The sequence below is a fragment of the Thalassotalea sp. G20_0 genome, assembly GCF_017744175.1.
Lineage (GTDB): Bacteria > Pseudomonadota > Gammaproteobacteria > Pseudomonadales > Endozoicomonadaceae > Endozoicomonas.
In genome coordinates this window covers 15,541-31,393 of sequence record NZ_JAGHQV010000053.1, presented here as the reverse complement: position 1 = coordinate 31,393, position 15,853 = coordinate 15,541, and the positions used below count along the sequence as shown (strand labels likewise).

11 protein-coding genes are annotated in these 15,853 nt (G+C 49.1%); 3 read left to right on the top strand and 8 right to left on the bottom strand.

What is annotated here, in order from left to right; all coding sequences use genetic code 11:
* Positions 1-351 precede the first annotated feature (351 nt).
* Both J7438_RS21660 and J7438_RS21655 read right to left on the bottom strand, forming a co-directional pair.
* Complete coding sequence (locus J7438_RS21660; protein WP_209278189.1) at positions 352-1,824, bottom strand: alanine/glycine:cation symporter family protein; 1,473 nt, start codon at positions 1,822-1,824, stop codon at positions 352-354.
* Positions 1,825-2,406: 582 nt separating this feature from the next.
* Positions 2,407-3,888: an alanine/glycine:cation symporter family protein gene (locus J7438_RS21655; protein WP_209278188.1), complete on the bottom strand. Its 1,482-nt coding sequence runs from the start codon at positions 3,886-3,888 to the stop codon at positions 2,407-2,409.
* 277 nt (positions 3,889-4,165) lie between these two features.
* Between J7438_RS21655 and J7438_RS21650 the strand changes: the two genes are divergently transcribed.
* The gene (locus tag J7438_RS21650; RefSeq protein WP_209278187.1) at positions 4,166-4,585 is read left to right on the top strand and encodes a hemerythrin domain-containing protein; all 420 of its coding nucleotides are present in this window, start codon (positions 4,166-4,168) and stop codon (positions 4,583-4,585) included.
* A 60-nt stretch (positions 4,586-4,645) separates the two neighbouring features.
* On the opposite strand, the gene J7438_RS21645 is transcribed toward J7438_RS21650, so the two are convergent.
* The 6 genes from J7438_RS21645 to J7438_RS21620 all read right to left on the bottom strand — a co-directional run bounded on the left by J7438_RS21645 (position 4,646) and on the right by J7438_RS21620 (position 9,208).
* A complete protein-coding gene (locus J7438_RS21645; RefSeq protein WP_209278186.1) occupies positions 4,646-5,449 on the bottom strand; it encodes an undecaprenyl-diphosphate phosphatase in 804 nt (267 codons plus the stop codon).
* Positions 5,450-5,466: 17 nt separating this feature from the next.
* Complete coding sequence (tsaB, locus tag J7438_RS21640) at positions 5,467-6,138, bottom strand: tRNA (adenosine(37)-N6)-threonylcarbamoyltransferase complex dimerization subunit type 1 TsaB (protein ID WP_209278185.1); 672 nt, start codon at positions 6,136-6,138, stop codon at positions 5,467-5,469.
* Positions 6,139-6,324: 186 nt separating this feature from the next.
* The gene (gene adk, locus J7438_RS21635; RefSeq protein ID WP_209203037.1) at positions 6,325-6,975 is read right to left on the bottom strand and encodes an adenylate kinase; all 651 of its coding nucleotides are present in this window, start codon (positions 6,973-6,975) and stop codon (positions 6,325-6,327) included.
* A gap of 184 nt (positions 6,976-7,159) precedes the next feature.
* Positions 7,160-8,281 carry a beta-ketoacyl-ACP synthase III gene (locus tag J7438_RS21630; protein ID WP_209203038.1) on the bottom strand — a complete coding sequence of 374 codons (1,122 nt, stop codon included), beginning with the start codon at positions 8,279-8,281 and terminating at the stop codon, positions 7,160-7,162.
* Positions 8,282-8,389: 108 nt separating this feature from the next.
* The gene (locus J7438_RS21625; protein WP_163373103.1) at positions 8,390-8,623 is read right to left on the bottom strand and encodes a tautomerase family protein; all 234 of its coding nucleotides are present in this window, start codon (positions 8,621-8,623) and stop codon (positions 8,390-8,392) included.
* A gap of 330 nt (positions 8,624-8,953) precedes the next feature.
* A complete protein-coding gene (locus J7438_RS21620; protein WP_209203039.1) occupies positions 8,954-9,208 on the bottom strand; it encodes a hypothetical protein in 255 nt (84 codons plus the stop codon).
* Here J7438_RS21620 and J7438_RS21615 point away from each other — a divergent pair.
* Both J7438_RS21615 and J7438_RS21610 read left to right on the top strand, forming a co-directional pair.
* Positions 9,207-12,260, top strand: a complete 3,054-nt coding sequence (locus J7438_RS21615; RefSeq protein WP_209278184.1) for a hypothetical protein — start codon at positions 9,207-9,209, stop codon at positions 12,258-12,260. The genes J7438_RS21620 and J7438_RS21615 overlap by 2 nt on opposite strands.
* 239 nt (positions 12,261-12,499) lie before the next feature.
* The gene (locus J7438_RS21610; protein WP_209278183.1) at positions 12,500-15,709 is read left to right on the top strand and encodes a hypothetical protein; all 3,210 of its coding nucleotides are present in this window, start codon (positions 12,500-12,502) and stop codon (positions 15,707-15,709) included.
* Positions 15,710-15,853: the final 144 nt, after the last annotated feature.

Below are 15,853 nucleotides of genomic sequence, written 5' to 3'. Positions count from 1 at the left end.
GACATTGACATTTGGGAATCGGATTCTGATTTATTGTCGCCGGATTTTGATTTATTTGCGACCGGGTCAGAACGGGTCAACAACCACCATGACTGGCTTGAAGAGTTCCTGCAAGGATAAACCAGTTATCATGACACAAGCATTTTACGGTTAAAATGGCAACATACGCAGGTTAAATATAAGGTCAATCTCCTCCTCCGGTTTTTCCTGGTGAATACGCTCAAGAACATTCACTGCATGTTCTTTCCGGCCACTCGGATAATGCCAAATCCGGACCTGTCCATCATTAAAGTAGTAAACGCCATAAAGGCCACTAAAAAGTGGCCTTCAATGATTTCAGCCAAGTCAGAATTAAACGTCTGGTGCTGCAGTGCGTTTAACTTTTGCCTTCTCAGAGTTTTCAACCGGACCTGAGCTGTGCTCGGTCCATACGTCTGCATCCATGGTTTTATCAAGGAATGGGAACTTGCGACGATTGAATACCGGCGTCACACCGGATGCCACCTGATCATCAAAGTCCTTCAGAACCTGAACAACAGTACCAGAAAGCATCAGAATAGCCGTCAGGTTAATCAGTGCCATGATCCCCATGGAGGCATCAGCAAAAGCCCACACGGTTGGCAGGCTGCTGCTTGCCCCCCAGATCACCATACCCAATACAGCAATACGGTAAACATTTACCAGCCAATTCTTGTCCATGATAAAGCGCAGGTTTGATTCACCATAGTAGTAATTGGCAATGATCGAACTGAAAGCAAACAACAGAATAGCCGCAGCTACCATGTGCTTACCGACCGGCCCCACCTGGCTTTCCAGAGCCAGCTGCGTCAACTCGATACCTGTTACGCCAGAACCATCCATTACGCCGGACATCAGGATAATAGAAGCGGTCGCAGTACAGACAATGATTGTATCCATAAATACACCCAGCATCCCCATCATGCCCTGGTTGGCAGGATGATTCGAGTGTGCAGTTGCTGCTGCGTTAGGGGCACTACCCATACCCGCTTCATTGGAGAACAAACCACGCTTGATACCCTGCTGCATCGCCTGGGATATCGCGTAACCCGCTCCACCACCGACAGCACTATCAAGACCAAAAGCGCTCTTGATAATCAGACTGAAGACCGCCGGCAGCTCTTGGATATTCATAAATACCACCACCAGAGCCACACCCAGATAGCCAAAGGCCATGATCGGTACGACCATCTCTGCCACTTTGGCAATGGAGCGAATACCACCAAAGATGATCAGGGCACTCACCATTGCCAGCCCCATACCAATAGCTTCCGTTGGAATTTCGTAGCCACTGAATGCTGCAGCAATGGAGTTAGACTGCACACTGTTAAAGGCAAAGCCAAACGCAATAATCAGGGAGATGGAGAAGATAATACCCAGCCAACGCTGCCCAAGGGCTTTCTCAATGTAATAAGCCGGGCCACCTCGATAAGTACCATCACCGTTATTGGTCTTATAAAGCTGGGCAAGAATATTCTCGGCAAGACTGGTGGACATACCCAGAACCGCGATCAGCCACATCCAGAAAACAGCACCAGGCCCACCCATAGTAATGGCAACCGCGACACCCGCTATGTTGCCAGTACCTATCCGTGCAGCAAGGCTTGTACAAAACGCCTGAAACGGAGATACATGAGTAGAACAATCAGTCACACGGCTGCCCAGCATGGTTTTCATTGCCAGAGTAAACCGGCGAATCTGAACAAAGCGGGTTTTTACCGTGAAAAGCAGACCTGCCCCCATAAGCAGGTACATAAGAATGCTGCCCCATAGCAGACCATTGATGGAGTCTATTAAGTTATTCATAAAATTCCCGGCGCATTGTGTATTCTCGATTTTTATTTCAAATTAAAATTTATAACATTAGGGAATAAACCTTGAATGATAAGTATAAACACCTATCCACCAAACAATAGAAATCCTTTAAAAACTGCCTGAAACCCTTTAAAAACAACGCATCCTGTGTCCAATTCAGGCCAAATAACAAACCACAGAAATACGCATAAAACGATCACCAACACGTACAAGTAACATCTGATGCAATTGAAAGCCTGAACAAAAATTTAGAATACCCTTACGGTAAAATAAAACATTCCTTAAACAACCAGGAAGCCCCACCATTTCAAAATAGCAAACATCAAAACAGGCTTTTTCATCAGGAAACAAATAATGAGCATACCAATTATCAATTAAATGACACTATTGACAATACTCTTTCATTGTTTAATTTCAGATAACACGAGGCAATGTAAAAGACTACCTTGTCAACAACATTCCTCAAATAAGCAATCCCTGATAAAGGTCAACCAACATCAAGGGATAAACCAAAAAAATAGCCAAACACTGTACCACCCGGCTCGGCTTTCCGGTGCAACTTTTCAACTTTTGCTAACAGGACTTTGTCTCCTGAAAATTGGCATTACCAATGCGTTCGAGAGAGTCCTCAGACTCAGCTTTATTAACCCAGACATCCTTATCAATCGTTCGATCCAGAAAAGGAAAACGACTGCGCCTAAACTCAGGGGAACGGCCGGATCCTGACTGTAAATCGTAATCCCTCAATACCTGCATAACCGGGCCACTGAGCAACAGGATGATCACAAGATTAATCAGTGCCATCAGCCCCATGGCAAGGTCGGCAACCATCCATACCATCTCGAGGGATGCGATTGAACCAAGAAAGACCAAAAATACGACAACAGATCGATAAACCTGTAATAAACGGGGACTGTTACGAATAAACAGAAGATTTGACTCACCGTAGTAATAATTGGCAATCACCGATGTAAAACCAAAAAAGATGACAGCAATGGAAATAAACCACTGCCCCCAGCCACCGACAATTCCAGCGAGCGCAGCCTGGGTCAGCTGGATACCATTGAAGGTACTGCCTGATTCCAGCTGGCCGGATAGCAGCACAATGGCTGCGGTCGCTGTACAGATCACAATGGTATCGATAAACACGCTGATCATCGACACAATGCCCTGAGCCGCCGGATGGTTTGGTTTGGGTGTCGCTGCCGCAGCAGCATTGGGACCACTGCCCATACCAGCTTCATTGGAAAACAGGCCTCGCTTGATTCCCTGCATCATGGCCTGAGCCACGGAATAACCAATAGCACCACCTGTGGCTGAATGCAGACCAAATGCACTGTCAAAAACCAACGCGATAACGGCAGGCATTTCATTCAAATGCAAAGCTACAACACCAAAAGCAATCACCAGATAAGCCAGGGCCATTACCGGAACCACTAACTCTGCAAAATGAACAATCGAGTGGATCCCTCTGAAAATAATAACAGCGGTCACACCGGCAATGACCAGGCCGACCAATACCGGACTTATCGCCATATGACCAGAAACCGCCTGGGATACCGAGTTAGCATGAACCGCATTGAAGACAAACCCGAAGGTCGTTAACAAGAGAACTGAAAAAAGAATACCCAGCCAGCGCAGGCCAAGTGCTTTCTCTATATAGTAGGCAGGGCCACCACGAAAGGTTCCATCTTTATTGTTGGTTTTATAGAGTTGCGCCAGCGTGTTTTCTACAAAACTGGAGGCCATCCCCAGCAGGGCAACGATCCACATCCAGAACACCGCACCGGGGCCACCGATAAAGATAGCAATGGCAACCCCGGCCAGGTTACCAGTACCTACGTGTGCAGCCAGACTGGTACAAAGGGCCTGAAAAGAAGATATTTCATTACCTGATGTCTTTCGAGACCCCAGCGTCAGCTTCCATGCGTGAAAAAAATAACGAAATTGGACAAAGCGGCTTCTGACAGTGAAGTAAACACCAGCACTCAGCAGCAGATAGATCAGTAAATATTCCCAAATGAAGGTGGTAATTTCTAAAAAGATCGTACTCATTTGAGCCCCAATGATTTTTCACACCAAACAAGAATAGCAGAGGATTTTTGACACAAAGGGGGATTTTGCAGGGTAAAAACTGCCCGAAAAGACAAAAAATAAACAATGCCTTTGTTTATCAATGGCCAGGAAGGCTGTCCCGGCAACGCCTGGAGGTCGAAGCAGAGCCAGAAGATGAACCAGCCACTGAAAACGGTTAATAATTAGGGGGTTGAGACAGGCTTGGGAATCGCAACCTAAACTATAAGAGACCGTTATGTTCAGGGAGTGAACACCTATGTCAATGTTGATCCGCGAGTTAAAGAACGAACACTTGCAAATTAGTGACTTATTAGTAAAAGCCAGGGAAGAAGGTGTTGCCAGTGAAGCGGGCCGGGAACTGGTGCTTTCGGCAAAAAAAATGCTACTGGCTCATTTAAATAAAGAAGACCGCTATCTCTACCCCCCATTACGGGAGGCCGCCGCAAAAGATGAAAGCCTGAAGTCGATGCTATCTGACTACGCCCTGGACATGGACAAAATCTCTGTGGATGTTATGGCTTTCTTCAACCTCTATGAATCCACCGACCAAACATCCGAAAACTTCCACTCCGATTGTGACAACATCATAAAGGCATTGTGCAAAAGAATCGCCAAGGAAGAGACTGTACTCTACAAAATCTATGATCAGATTTACGATCAAATCATAAATTCCTGATCTGCAAACCTGTCTATCAAGGCAGTGATCGGCTGGTTCTCAGCCGATCATTATTCCCTTCTAGAAGAATACAAACCCAAGCAGCACCACACCCAGAACCATCCGATAGATGACAAATGGCATAAGCCCGATACGGTTGATAAATGCCAGGAAGAAATGCACACAGAGCCAGGCACTGACAGCCGACACCAGGGTTCCAAGGGACAGTGCCTGCCAGTCCACCGGCACTGTGCTTTCTGCCAGATCCAGCATCAACAGGCTACCCGCCCCCAGAATCACGGGAATTGACAGCAGGAACGAAAACCGGGCAGCTGCATCACGGGTAAAGCCCATCATTAACGCAGCCGTCATGGTAATACCAGAGCGGGATGTGCCCGGGATCAGCGCCAGCGCCTGGGCAAAGCCAATCAGCATCGCCTGTCTGAAAGACATCAGCTCCAGGGGTTGAATACGCTTGCCTTTCAGGTCTGCCCACCCCAGCAGGGCACCAAAAATCAGGGTGGTACCCGCAATCACCGCAACGGTCCGCATCGCCTCATCCAGCCCCATTTTTTTCAGGGCCAGACCAAATACCACGGCGGGCAATGTGGCAAAAATCAGATACCAGCCAAGACGGCTGTTAACGGTAGCGCCCTTCCCCACCAGAGAGCCCAGCCAGTCACGGGCAATGGCAAAGAGGTCTTTCCAGAAATAGGCAATGACGGCAGCCAGCGTACCAATGTGCACAGCAACATCAAATGCCAGCCCCTGGTCCGTCCAGCCAAGCAGCTGGGCGGGCAAAATCAGGTGACCCGAGCTGGAGATAGGAAGAAATTCAGTAATGCCCTGGATCAGCGCCAGGATCATGGTCTGTAGAGTGTCCATCACGATCCGTCCTTGTCTTAACGTTCTGATTTTTTCAGAGCTACCTTATCCCGAAGGTAAACCGGCATGGCCTGATCCGCAGGCAGCCCTTTACCCCGTTTAAAGTCGGCAGCTGCCAGCAGGGCTATATCATGGGCCCTGGGCCAGGCTTCAATCTGACAATCAACCACGGTGGCTGACAGTCGGTGTCTGAACGACCAGCCAGTGCCCATCCCAAACCAGTACCCATCCATAACCGGTACCACCACCTGTTCTGGCAGGGTCACTATTTCCGCAGCAACCGGCACCATTAAGCCATCAGATTCGGAAAACGCACCCCAATAGACCTCATCCATTCTGGCATCAATGGCACTCAACACTTTTGCTGCCTTGTGCTCCCTGAGCCCCTGCTGAGCCAGAGCAGCCAGCGTCGAGACCGGAACCACCGGAAGATCAACCGCAAACGCCAACCCCTGAACCATAGCGGTAGCCACCCTGAGGCCGGTAAATGCCCCTGGCCCCCGGCCAAAGGCCAGGGCATCCAGCTGCTTAAGGCTTAGGCCGGCCTGAGCCAGAATATCTTCAACCATTGGCAGCAGATCACGGCTATGTCGGCGGGGAGTCAGCTCGAAGCGTTCAATCACTTCGCCATCAAGGTTAAGGGCAACAGAACAGGCTTCCGTTGCGGTATCAAGAGCAAGCAGTTTCATGGGGAATCTTTACTGTTTTGGTGAGCGTCAGCAACATGGCCAGGCGACTATTTTGAAAAGACCGGCAGTTCATTACAACCGTATTGTCAGTAATTACAAAAAAGCCGGTGGCGCTTTCTCACACCCCCGACTTTTGTTTTGATCAACAGTCATTGCTCAGGCAACAACATCAGGCAACTGTCTCACTCAGGCGAGAACAGGCTTCAGCGCGTCCAGCACCTGCTGTTTGATTTCATCAACAGAGCCAACACCTTCAATGCGGCTGTAACGGGTATCGCCACCCGCCTGCTGATAAAACTCAACCAATGGCGCAGTCTGATCATGGTAGACCCCCAGGCGCTTGCGTACCGTTTCTTCTTCATCGTCTGCACGCTGCACCAGGGCTTCACCGGTCACATCATCCTTACCCTCTTCTTTGGGTGGATTAAAGACCACATGGTAAGTACGACCACTTTCCGGGTGCACGCGACGGCCACTCATGCGCTTGACGATTTCTTCATCATCAACAGCGATTTCCACAACGTGGTCAATGGCAACACCCGCATCACGCAGAGCTTCAGCCTGGGGAATGGTGCGTGGAAAGCCATCAAACAGGAAACCATTGGCGCAATCACTCTCAGCAATACGCTCTTTGACCAGGGCAATGATGATGTCGTCAGAAACCAGCGCCCCGGAATCCATGACGGCCTTGACCCTGTTGCCCAGCTCAGTGCCGTTCTTGATCGCAGCCCGCAGCATATCCCCGGTAGAGATCTGGGGAATACCATACTCTTCCATGATAAATTGAGCCTGAGTCCCTTTACCGGCGCCCGGTGCACCCAGCAGAATAACGCGCATGAAAAGCTCCTGTTGCCAGCCATCCGTTCTCTGCTGCAAGAGATCGTATTATAGAGACACCGTCTGGCTTGGAATATGTGACAAATTTATTGACGTATTCAATAAAAAGCGGACAAGCATATACAGCCGGAAGCCCGGTGACAAGTTTGGACTTATCACCGGGGCCCGGGAGCCAATATGAAAATTACTGCTTTTCAACCACCACACTACCGATGGAGTAACCTGCCCCAAAAGAGCAAATGATACCTTTATCCCCCGATGTCAGATCCAGCGAGTGTTTATGAAAGGCAATAATCGAACCAGCTGAACTGGTATTAGCGTACTCATTGAGAATCACCGGCGCTTCCCGGGGCTCTGGCTCACGGCCCAGCAGCTTGCGCGCCACCAGTTGGTTCATATTCAAGTTTGCCTGATGCAGCCACAGACGGCTCAAATCTCCGGGGGTGAGTGCAAGAGACTCAAGGTGATCAGAAATATGCTTCACCACCTGGGGGCAAACTTCTTTAAAGACTTTCCGGCCATTCTGGACAAACAGTTTGTCGGGCTTGCCGACGCCGGTTTCATCCGCACGATTCAGAAAGCCAAAGTTGTTACGGATATTATTGGAGAACTGAGTCCACAAGTGACAGCCGAGTACCCGGTAGCCATCTTTCCGTTTGGCAATGTCCTCACTCTCCAGCAATACGGCAGTACAGGCATCACCAAAAATAAAGTGACTGTCCCGGTCGCGGAAGTTCAGATGACCTGAACAAATTTCCGGGTTCACCATCAATACCCGTTTTGCAGACCCGCTGCGAATAGCGTCGACGCCAGCCTGGATACCAAAGGTAGCTGAAGAACAGGCGACGTTCATGTCATAACCATAACCACCGCCACCGAGAAACTGCTGGATCTCAACGGCAATGGCCGGGTAAGGGCGCTGCATATTGGAACAGGCGACAATAATCATATCCACGCCGGATGGCTCGACCCGGGCCTGGGCAAGAGCCCCTCTGGCGGCATGGAGTGCCATTTCGCACTGGACAGAGATGTCCTCATTGCCACGCTCGGGAATTCGAGGAACCATTCTCTGCGGATCAAGAACGCCTTCCCGGTTAACCACGTAGCGGTTAACAATTCCGGAGGCTTTTTCAATAAACTCACTACTGCTTCTGGCCAGCGGTTCCAATTCACCGGCGGCTATGGCCTCTTTGTTGTTTTCATTCTGCTGGTCGACCCAGGCATTGAATGCATTGACCAGCTCATCATTACTGATGGCCCCCGGCGGGGTATATAACCCGGTACCACTGATCACGACTTCCGGCACAATCACTCCATCACATGCTTATTGTCTTTTATTTTTCGCATCTTATAGCAGGGTAATTACCAAGGGAACTAATAAGTAACCAACCTTATGAAATTATCGTTTCTGGCGTCAGGGCTTACCGGTTCCCCGCTTTTGTCTGGATGCCTCCAGTTCCGGGCTATTCCCCCCAAGACTCCAGTTTCCGGGCTCCTCCTCTTCAATGACCACCCAGACCGCCTGCTGAAAACGATCTTCACCACCTGCTGCAACCTCCACCAGCAGCTTAGAGATTCCATCCATCACTTCCTGCTTCTGGATTTCATTAAACAGCCCCTTGACCGTTTTCACAGAGACAAACGGCATAAGCACTCACCTCACAATAAATATCGACCTTCACAGATTAGCCCATTTTCACCACAGGCACTGAAAGCACCAAAGGTAATAAATGCGTGGTCGTCCTCCATTCCCGGCTGACGCATAAGGCACCGGTGGGATAGGCAAAAAAAGGAATAGGGAGAAGATTTCAGGGTCCGTAAAAAAGCACAGAAAGAATGCTCAAATTAAACGAGACCTGCCCAGTATAGTTCGACCGGTTTTAAATCACCTGTAACAACACTGAACAAGCATCCAGACGAGCAAAATCAAGGGCCGGAGGGGAACTCTTTGAGGTTTATCGAATCAAACCATTGCTGATCATTTAGTGAGAGAATTAGAAAATCCTATGATCTCAACTGCAACAGTTGACCATCCAACACCCGGTGTGCGCCCTGCCCCTGCCAGCTTGTTTAACCATGGCAGATTAATGCTAAGGGTTGTTGATGCACGCAAGGGCAAATGGCACGGCTGGGAAACAAAACCAGTTACGCTGTTAAGTCCCCATTGCAAAAACCCTTTATCTGAAAATTTAGGAAGACGGGTATTCAGGGCTGCACCATGGGTAGTCACCATGTTGCAACCAGTGGATGCTATCAAGTTAATATGGGCCTATAAAAGAGATGCTTTTTCAGATAATTACGGCAATTGTCAGCCTTCAGACACACACAGCGAGCGGTTAAAAAAAATCACTGACCTGGCAACGCTTGATACAAAATTAGAAGAAATATATTGCCAGAGCAAGACGTTCTTTCCGGACACCTCCTCCGGACACATTGGCAGGATGGGTTATCTGTTGCATCAGTCGTCCAGCAAAAAAAATGCCGACACAACCTACCCGGAGGTTATTTGCCACCTTAATTTTGGCCTGATGCACTGCGGATACCTTCTCGATTTTACCAGAGAATCAACATTTAACCGGGTCGCCAGGATGATGCAGAACATTTTGCGGCTTGAATTGGAAGACAATGCCCGCGTCCTTGAGGAATTTCGTCAACCTGTGCAGCTGTCGGTCTTCGATAGAGAGCGGGGTGCGCTATTCCTGCCGGTAAAACTGCAGCGCCATGAAATAGAGACAATTTCAGCGAACGCCAGGGCATTCTCTAAATATGCTCATTTCATGGGCTGGGATAGCACTCTTTTCAAAGTACTGACCCAGTCCGGTGGTGATCGCTTTCTGCAGTTACTGATCAATATTCCGGAAAGTGTCAAAGCCGTGGCAGAGACAGATAAAAACCCGGATCTGATCAAAATATTAACAACCCCGGGACTATTGAACTCATATAGCCTGCCTGAAATACTGGCAGCCATAGAACATGCCCGGCTACTTAATGTCAATTTACCGGTACGGTTCCTGACAGATATCGTTAACACAATTACTGTCCGCCTTGGTGAAATAACATATTTCAGAAACCAGGATAAATATCTCTACCTGAATATGAATTTACTCCCCGGGGATCGTATACAGGAGCTGGAATCGGTGTTTGCCAAACAATCGGTGCTCTGCAGAAAGGCATTAGCAAACAGATTATTTGTCCCAATATTATTTAATGGTAATACCTGCGTCTACTACAACCCATTAGCCACCTGCCTTCTAATTGCCCATGGCACCAGGATCAACTTTCAAAACACTCCCCAACAAACAACGGATATTCTCTGGCTGTTAATGGCAGCCCGGTATTTCTGTAAAAAGCATTGGTTGAGCAGGGATGAAATCAGGATCATCCGCCACGAACTACTGTGGCAGCTTCTCTGTAGCGAGATGACTCATACGAAAAATTACTTCACCAGTATAAATCCGGGGCAAGTGGCTCCCCCTGAGAAAACACTGAATAACCTTGATACGCTTATAGACAATCTGAAAACCCTTTTAGCCAGACAATCAATAACTACCGACGACAGCTGGGTTGAAGATCAGTGTCGGGAACTGATCGGCGAAGATATATATAACCAATTTTATCTGGACGACCAGGCCGATGAGCAAAAACTTCAGGACTATCTGCTAAGTGGCCTGTCACCAAAACGATTTAATGATGAACAGTTAATGGACCATATTCACTACATGACCACTATCCCGTTGCCAGATGGTAGAATCGGCAGCGCCTTAAAGTTTTGTCACAAATCACACCTGGTAAATAATTTCTGTGCTATCCGGTTGCCTGACAAAGAAGCTGGCCGGTGCGAATGGCTGGATGAATGTCTGACGGCTCCACCGAACTTTGCGCCAGGTGAACTTCGTGATGATGATTACTATCCTGCAATCACCCGGATAGCGGGTCGGCATTACTATCAGAAACTCCATCCCACCAAAGTAAAATTGATACTGGCAGGAGATGCAGGCATAAAAACCGGTTTCCGCAAAGTTCACGGTTTGGATCACGCCCTGCGTACACAGCTGGCAACCGAATTCCTTGTGGAGGTATTGCCTCGCTTTCATACTCCATTTGAGGAACTACTGAAAAACCAGCCCCTGCTGCTGGAATTACTGCCCATTGCCGAGCTGTACCACGATGCGGTTGCCGAAGATGAACATAAAGAGTTAGAAGAGCGTCGTGCCGCTGAACTGTTCCAGCGTGATATGCAGGGTTTGCATCGCTACCCGGATGAACTGATCGGGTTAGTAACCAGTGCACTGAAAAATAAAAACAGTAACAAGATGCAGCCGGTCAGGGCTCCCTTCACCAGTGACCAGCAATGCCCGGCGGAGGAATTACTGCTTCGTCAGGTGCTGCGCTTTGGTGATATCGTCGATATTGTCAGGGTCATCCCCTGCCGGGAAGACTTTCCAGCGATCCGACTGACGCCGGGTTCTGTAGAATCCGTAGAGAACCGCTACTTTAACCCGGAAGCCATTGAGTTACTCCGCGTCGTCAATAAACCAGAGTTTACCCTGCTGATCCAGGCAGCACTGCTGAGCTTCAGGCACCTGGCCTGCATTACCGGGGGCTGGCACCACAAAGATGCCAACCCGTTCACCACGAAATACCGGTTGCCGGTGGATAACCATCAACGGCGATTGCTGATTGAACAGGCATCTGATCCGCAGCAGTGCATGCGCGAAAACCTGGATGATCTGGTCCGGTTGGTGATGGCAGAGAAAGCTGGCATCAAACCCTGCCTGACCGATCACCCAAAACGCTCGGACAACCCGCCCCTCCCCGATTGCTGGGACCCACAAACCGGCTCAGCTGGTGCTTACCGAAAGCTGCACAATGAACAGGAACTGCGACAGATTGAATTACCTGAAAACATGACCCTGACAGAGAAAATTATCGTTGCTGCGGATAAACTGAACAGTGAACAGAACCACACAGTGTTCAGGCTATCACCTGCCACCCGCAATGGTATACAGTCAGAAATGATGCGGTTGCAGCAGAAGGGTATCCTGCCAGCCATCGGCACGCCGCCGCAGTCTGAGCTTGAGCAAATATTCCGGCAACCGGACTGTGCAGGTGCCCGAATACTGAATGAACGAGGGCTTGTGGTGGTGTCTGATGAACATGAAGGGAGGATCGTTTATCGAATGAAGCCTAACGACGGCCATCGACAACAAAGAAAGAGGCGGCACGATGAGCTTAACCATGACGCCTGCTACCGCAATCCCCCCCCCAAAACAGGCTGCCGTTAAGCATTGACAGCTCCCTGCCAGCGGATTTTCAGACCCTTTTGCTGCCGCCGCACACCTGCATGGATGCAGGAGTCAGGAGCAGTTGCCGCGCAGGGCAGCCTCTTCCCGGTCGGCCTCCCAGACCACTGCAAAACTACTAAAAAACCGGTGTGGAGTGTCAAATCACGGAGCAGAGGAGGAACTATTTGATAGTTATTAAATCTAATCGTAATGAATAAACAGAAAATAATAATCACCTTATGAATATATCTTCAGTTGATCAAACTCCTGCACCCGGTTCTCGCCCGGCAGATGATATTGTCAGCTTATTCAAGGATGGCAGATTAATGGTTCGGGCTGTTGATGCACGCAAGGGCAAATGGCTCGGCTGGGAAACAAAGCCGGTTACGTTGTTAAGTCCTCAATGCAACAACCCCGTATCCGAACATGGTGAAGAGCAGGTATTCAGTGGAAAATCATGGGTAGTGACCATGTTAGGACCGGTAGAGAGGGATGAGGTTGAGCTGGCATGGGCTTATAAACATGATGCCTTCACCGATGCTCAAGGAGATTTTCAGCCGAGAAAAACACATTCCAAACCGATAAAAAAAATCACGGATTACGTAACGCTTAACATCAAGATGGAAGAAAAATATTGGCAGAGCAAAACGATCTTCCCTGATACCAAAACCTCCGGGCGTATTGACAGCACAGGTTACCTGCTGCATCAGTTATCCAGCAGGAAAAATATCGGAAAAACCTACCCGGAAATTATTTGCCGCATTAATTTGGGCCTGATGCACTGCGGATATCTTCTCGACTTTAACCGGGAAGCTACGTTTGACCGGATCGCAGATATGATGCAAAACATTTTACTGCTTGAACTGGGAGATGACGCCAGTGCTGTTGGGGAATTTCGTCAATCTTTACGGCTGTCGGTATACGATAGCGAGCGGGGTGTGCTATTCCCGCCGCTAAAACTGCAGCGCCATGAAATAGAGGCGATTTCGGCAAACGCCAGAACATTCTCGAAATATGCTCAAACCATGGGCCAGGTTATCACGCTGTTCAACGTACTGGTGCAGTCCGGTGTTGATCGTTTTTTGCAGCTGCTGATCAATATTCCGGAAAGTGTCAAATCCGTAACAGAGGCAGAAAAAAATCTGGATCTGATAAAAATATTATCTGCCGAGGACATATTATGTAACTTACCCGAATTACTGGAAGCTATAGAAAATGCCCGGTTACTTAATGTCAATCTACCTGTGCAGTTATTGAAAAAATTGATTGATACGTCCTTTTTCCCTGCAAGGTTTTTAAGAGACTTCAAAAACCAGGGAAACTGCATTTTCCTGGATATGGATTTATACGGGGATGGTTGGCAGGAGACAAAATCGAAGCTTGGCAAGCAAGCGCAGATTTGCAGGAAGGCATTACTTAACAGGTTGTTTGTCCCAATATTGTTGCAAGGTCATTGTGATTATTACTCTAAGCACAACCCATTAGTCGTCTGTCTTCTGATTGCCCATGGGACCAGGATTGATTTTCAAAAGCGCAATTTTGACGTGGCCGATAGCCTATGGCTGTTACTGGCAGCCAGGTATTTCTGCCAGGAGAATTTGTTGACCCGTGATGAATTCAGGATTATCCGACACGAGATCCTGTGGCAGATCAGCTGCAACAAGATGGTTTATACGAATGGCTTCTGTACAGAGGTTAAGCCAGGGCAATTGGCTCCCCCTGAGGGAATCCCTAATATTCTGGCTACGGTTATAGACAATCTGAAAAAAGTTTTGGCCCGTCAATCGGTATCCACCGGAGCCGACTGGGTTGAAAATCTGTGCCGGGAACTGATCGGCGAAGAAATATACCACCAGTTTTATCTGAACAAAAATGCTGATGGGCAAAAATTGCTGGACTACCTGCAAAATGGCTTATCGCCGCAGCGATTTAATGATGAGCAGTTAATCGAGCATTTTCGCTACATGACCACTATCCCGCTGTCAAATAATATATTATTCAGCTGCTTAAAGCTTTTTCACCGCGAACCCAGGGTAAATAATTTCTGCGTTATCCGGTTGCCTGATAAGGAAGCCGACCAGAGCGAATGGCTCGACAAATTTCTGACCGCCCCGCCGAACTTTGTGCAAAGTGAGCTTGACCGTATTGGCCACTATCCTGCAATCACCCGGGTAGCGGGTTGGCATTACTACCAGAATCACCATCCCACCATAGCAAAAGTCATACTGGAAGGGGGCAAACCCCGTACCCGCAAAGTTCACGGTCTGGATCACGCCCTGCGTACACAGCTGGCGACCGAGTTTCTTGTGGAGGTATTGCCTCACATGCATACTCCATTCAAGGAACTACTGAAAAACCAGCCCCTGCTGCAGGAATTACTGCCCATTGCCGAGCTATACCACGATGCAGTTGCCGAAGATGAGCATAAAGATGTAGAAGAGCGTCGTGCCGCTGAACTGTTCCAGCGTGATATGCAGGGTTTGCATCACTACCCGGATCAGCTGATCGGGTTAGTAACCAGTGCACTGAAAAATAAAAACAGCAACAAGATGCAGCCGGTCAGGGCCCCCTTCACCAGTGACCAACAATGCTCCGCAGACGAATTACTGCTCCGTCAGGTGCTACGCTTTGGTGATATCGTCGATATTGTCCGGGTCATCCCATGTCGGGAGGATTTTCCCGCGATCCGACTGACGCCGGGTTCTGCCGAGCCCGGAAAGGACAGCTATTTTAACCCGGAAGCCATTGAGCTACTCCGCGTGGTCAATAAACCAGAGTTTACCCTGCTGATCCAGGAAGCACTGGTAAGCTTCAGACATCTGGCCTGCATTACCGGGGGCTGGCACCACCAAGATGCCAATCCGTTCACCACGAAATACCGGTTGCCGGTGGATAACTCGAAACGGCGATTAATGATTGAGCAGGCATCTGATCCGCAGCAGTGCATGCGCGACAACCTGGATGACCTGGTCCGGCTGGTGATGGCAGAGAAAGCTGGCATCAAACCCTGCCTGACCGATCATCCCAAACGCTCGGACAACCTGCCCCTCCCCGATTGCTGGGATCCGAAAACCGGCTTAGCCGGTGCCTACCGAAAGCTGCACAATGAGCAGGAACTGAGACAGATTGAATTACCTGAAAACATGACCCTGACAGAAAAAATTATCGTTGCAGCGGATGAACTGAACCACACAATATCCTTGCTATCGCCTGCCACCCGCCACGGTATGCAGTCAGAGATTGAGCGGTTGCAGCAGAAGGGTATCCTGCCAGCCATCGGTACGCCGCCGCAGTCTGAACTTGAAAAAATATTCCGGCAGCCGGACTGTGCCGGTGCCCGGATACTGAATGAACGAGGGCTAGCGGTGGTGTCTGATGAATATGAAGGAAGGGTCGTCTATCGGATGAAGCCGAACGGCCAGGGGCAACAAAAAGAGGCGGCACGGTGAGCTTAACCATGACGCCTGCTACCGCAATCACCCTTAAACAGGCTGCCGTTAAGCATTGACGGTTTCCTGCCAAGAGTTTGATGTGAACAATCTCCGTTCACCCTGAGCGCCCTTCGGCTCGGCTCAGGACGAACGAAGCTTGGG

What these genes read in the sequence shown, in the direction of transcription:
- J7438_RS21660 (WP_209278189.1), bottom strand. Translation starts at nt 1,824, where the DNA reads ATGAATAACTTAATAGACTCCATCAATGGTCTGCTATGGGGCAGCATT.
- J7438_RS21655 (WP_209278188.1), bottom strand. Translation starts at nt 3,888, where the DNA reads ATGAGTACGATCTTTTTAGAAATTACCACCTTCATTTGGGAATATTTA.
- J7438_RS21650 (WP_209278187.1), top strand. Translation starts at nt 4,166, where the DNA reads ATGTCAATGTTGATCCGCGAGTTAAAGAACGAACACTTGCAAATTAGT.
- J7438_RS21645 (WP_209278186.1), bottom strand. Translation starts at nt 5,449, where the DNA reads ATGGACACTCTACAGACCATGATCCTGGCGCTGATCCAGGGCATTACT.
- tsaB (WP_209278185.1), bottom strand. Translation starts at nt 6,138, where the DNA reads ATGAAACTGCTTGCTCTTGATACCGCAACGGAAGCCTGTTCTGTTGCC.
- adk (WP_209203037.1), bottom strand. Translation starts at nt 6,975, where the DNA reads ATGCGCGTTATTCTGCTGGGTGCACCGGGCGCCGGTAAAGGGACTCAG.
- J7438_RS21625 (WP_163373103.1), bottom strand. Translation starts at nt 8,623, where the DNA reads ATGCCGTTTGTCTCTGTGAAAACGGTCAAGGGGCTGTTTAATGAAATC.
- J7438_RS21615 (WP_209278184.1), top strand. Translation starts at nt 9,207, where the DNA reads ATGTTGCAACCAGTGGATGCTATCAAGTTAATATGGGCCTATAAAAGA.
- J7438_RS21620 (WP_209203039.1), bottom strand. Translation starts at nt 9,208, where the DNA reads ATGGTGACTACCCATGGTGCAGCCCTGAATACCCGTCTTCCTAAATTT.
- J7438_RS21610 (WP_209278183.1), top strand. Translation starts at nt 12,500, where the DNA reads ATGAATATATCTTCAGTTGATCAAACTCCTGCACCCGGTTCTCGCCCG.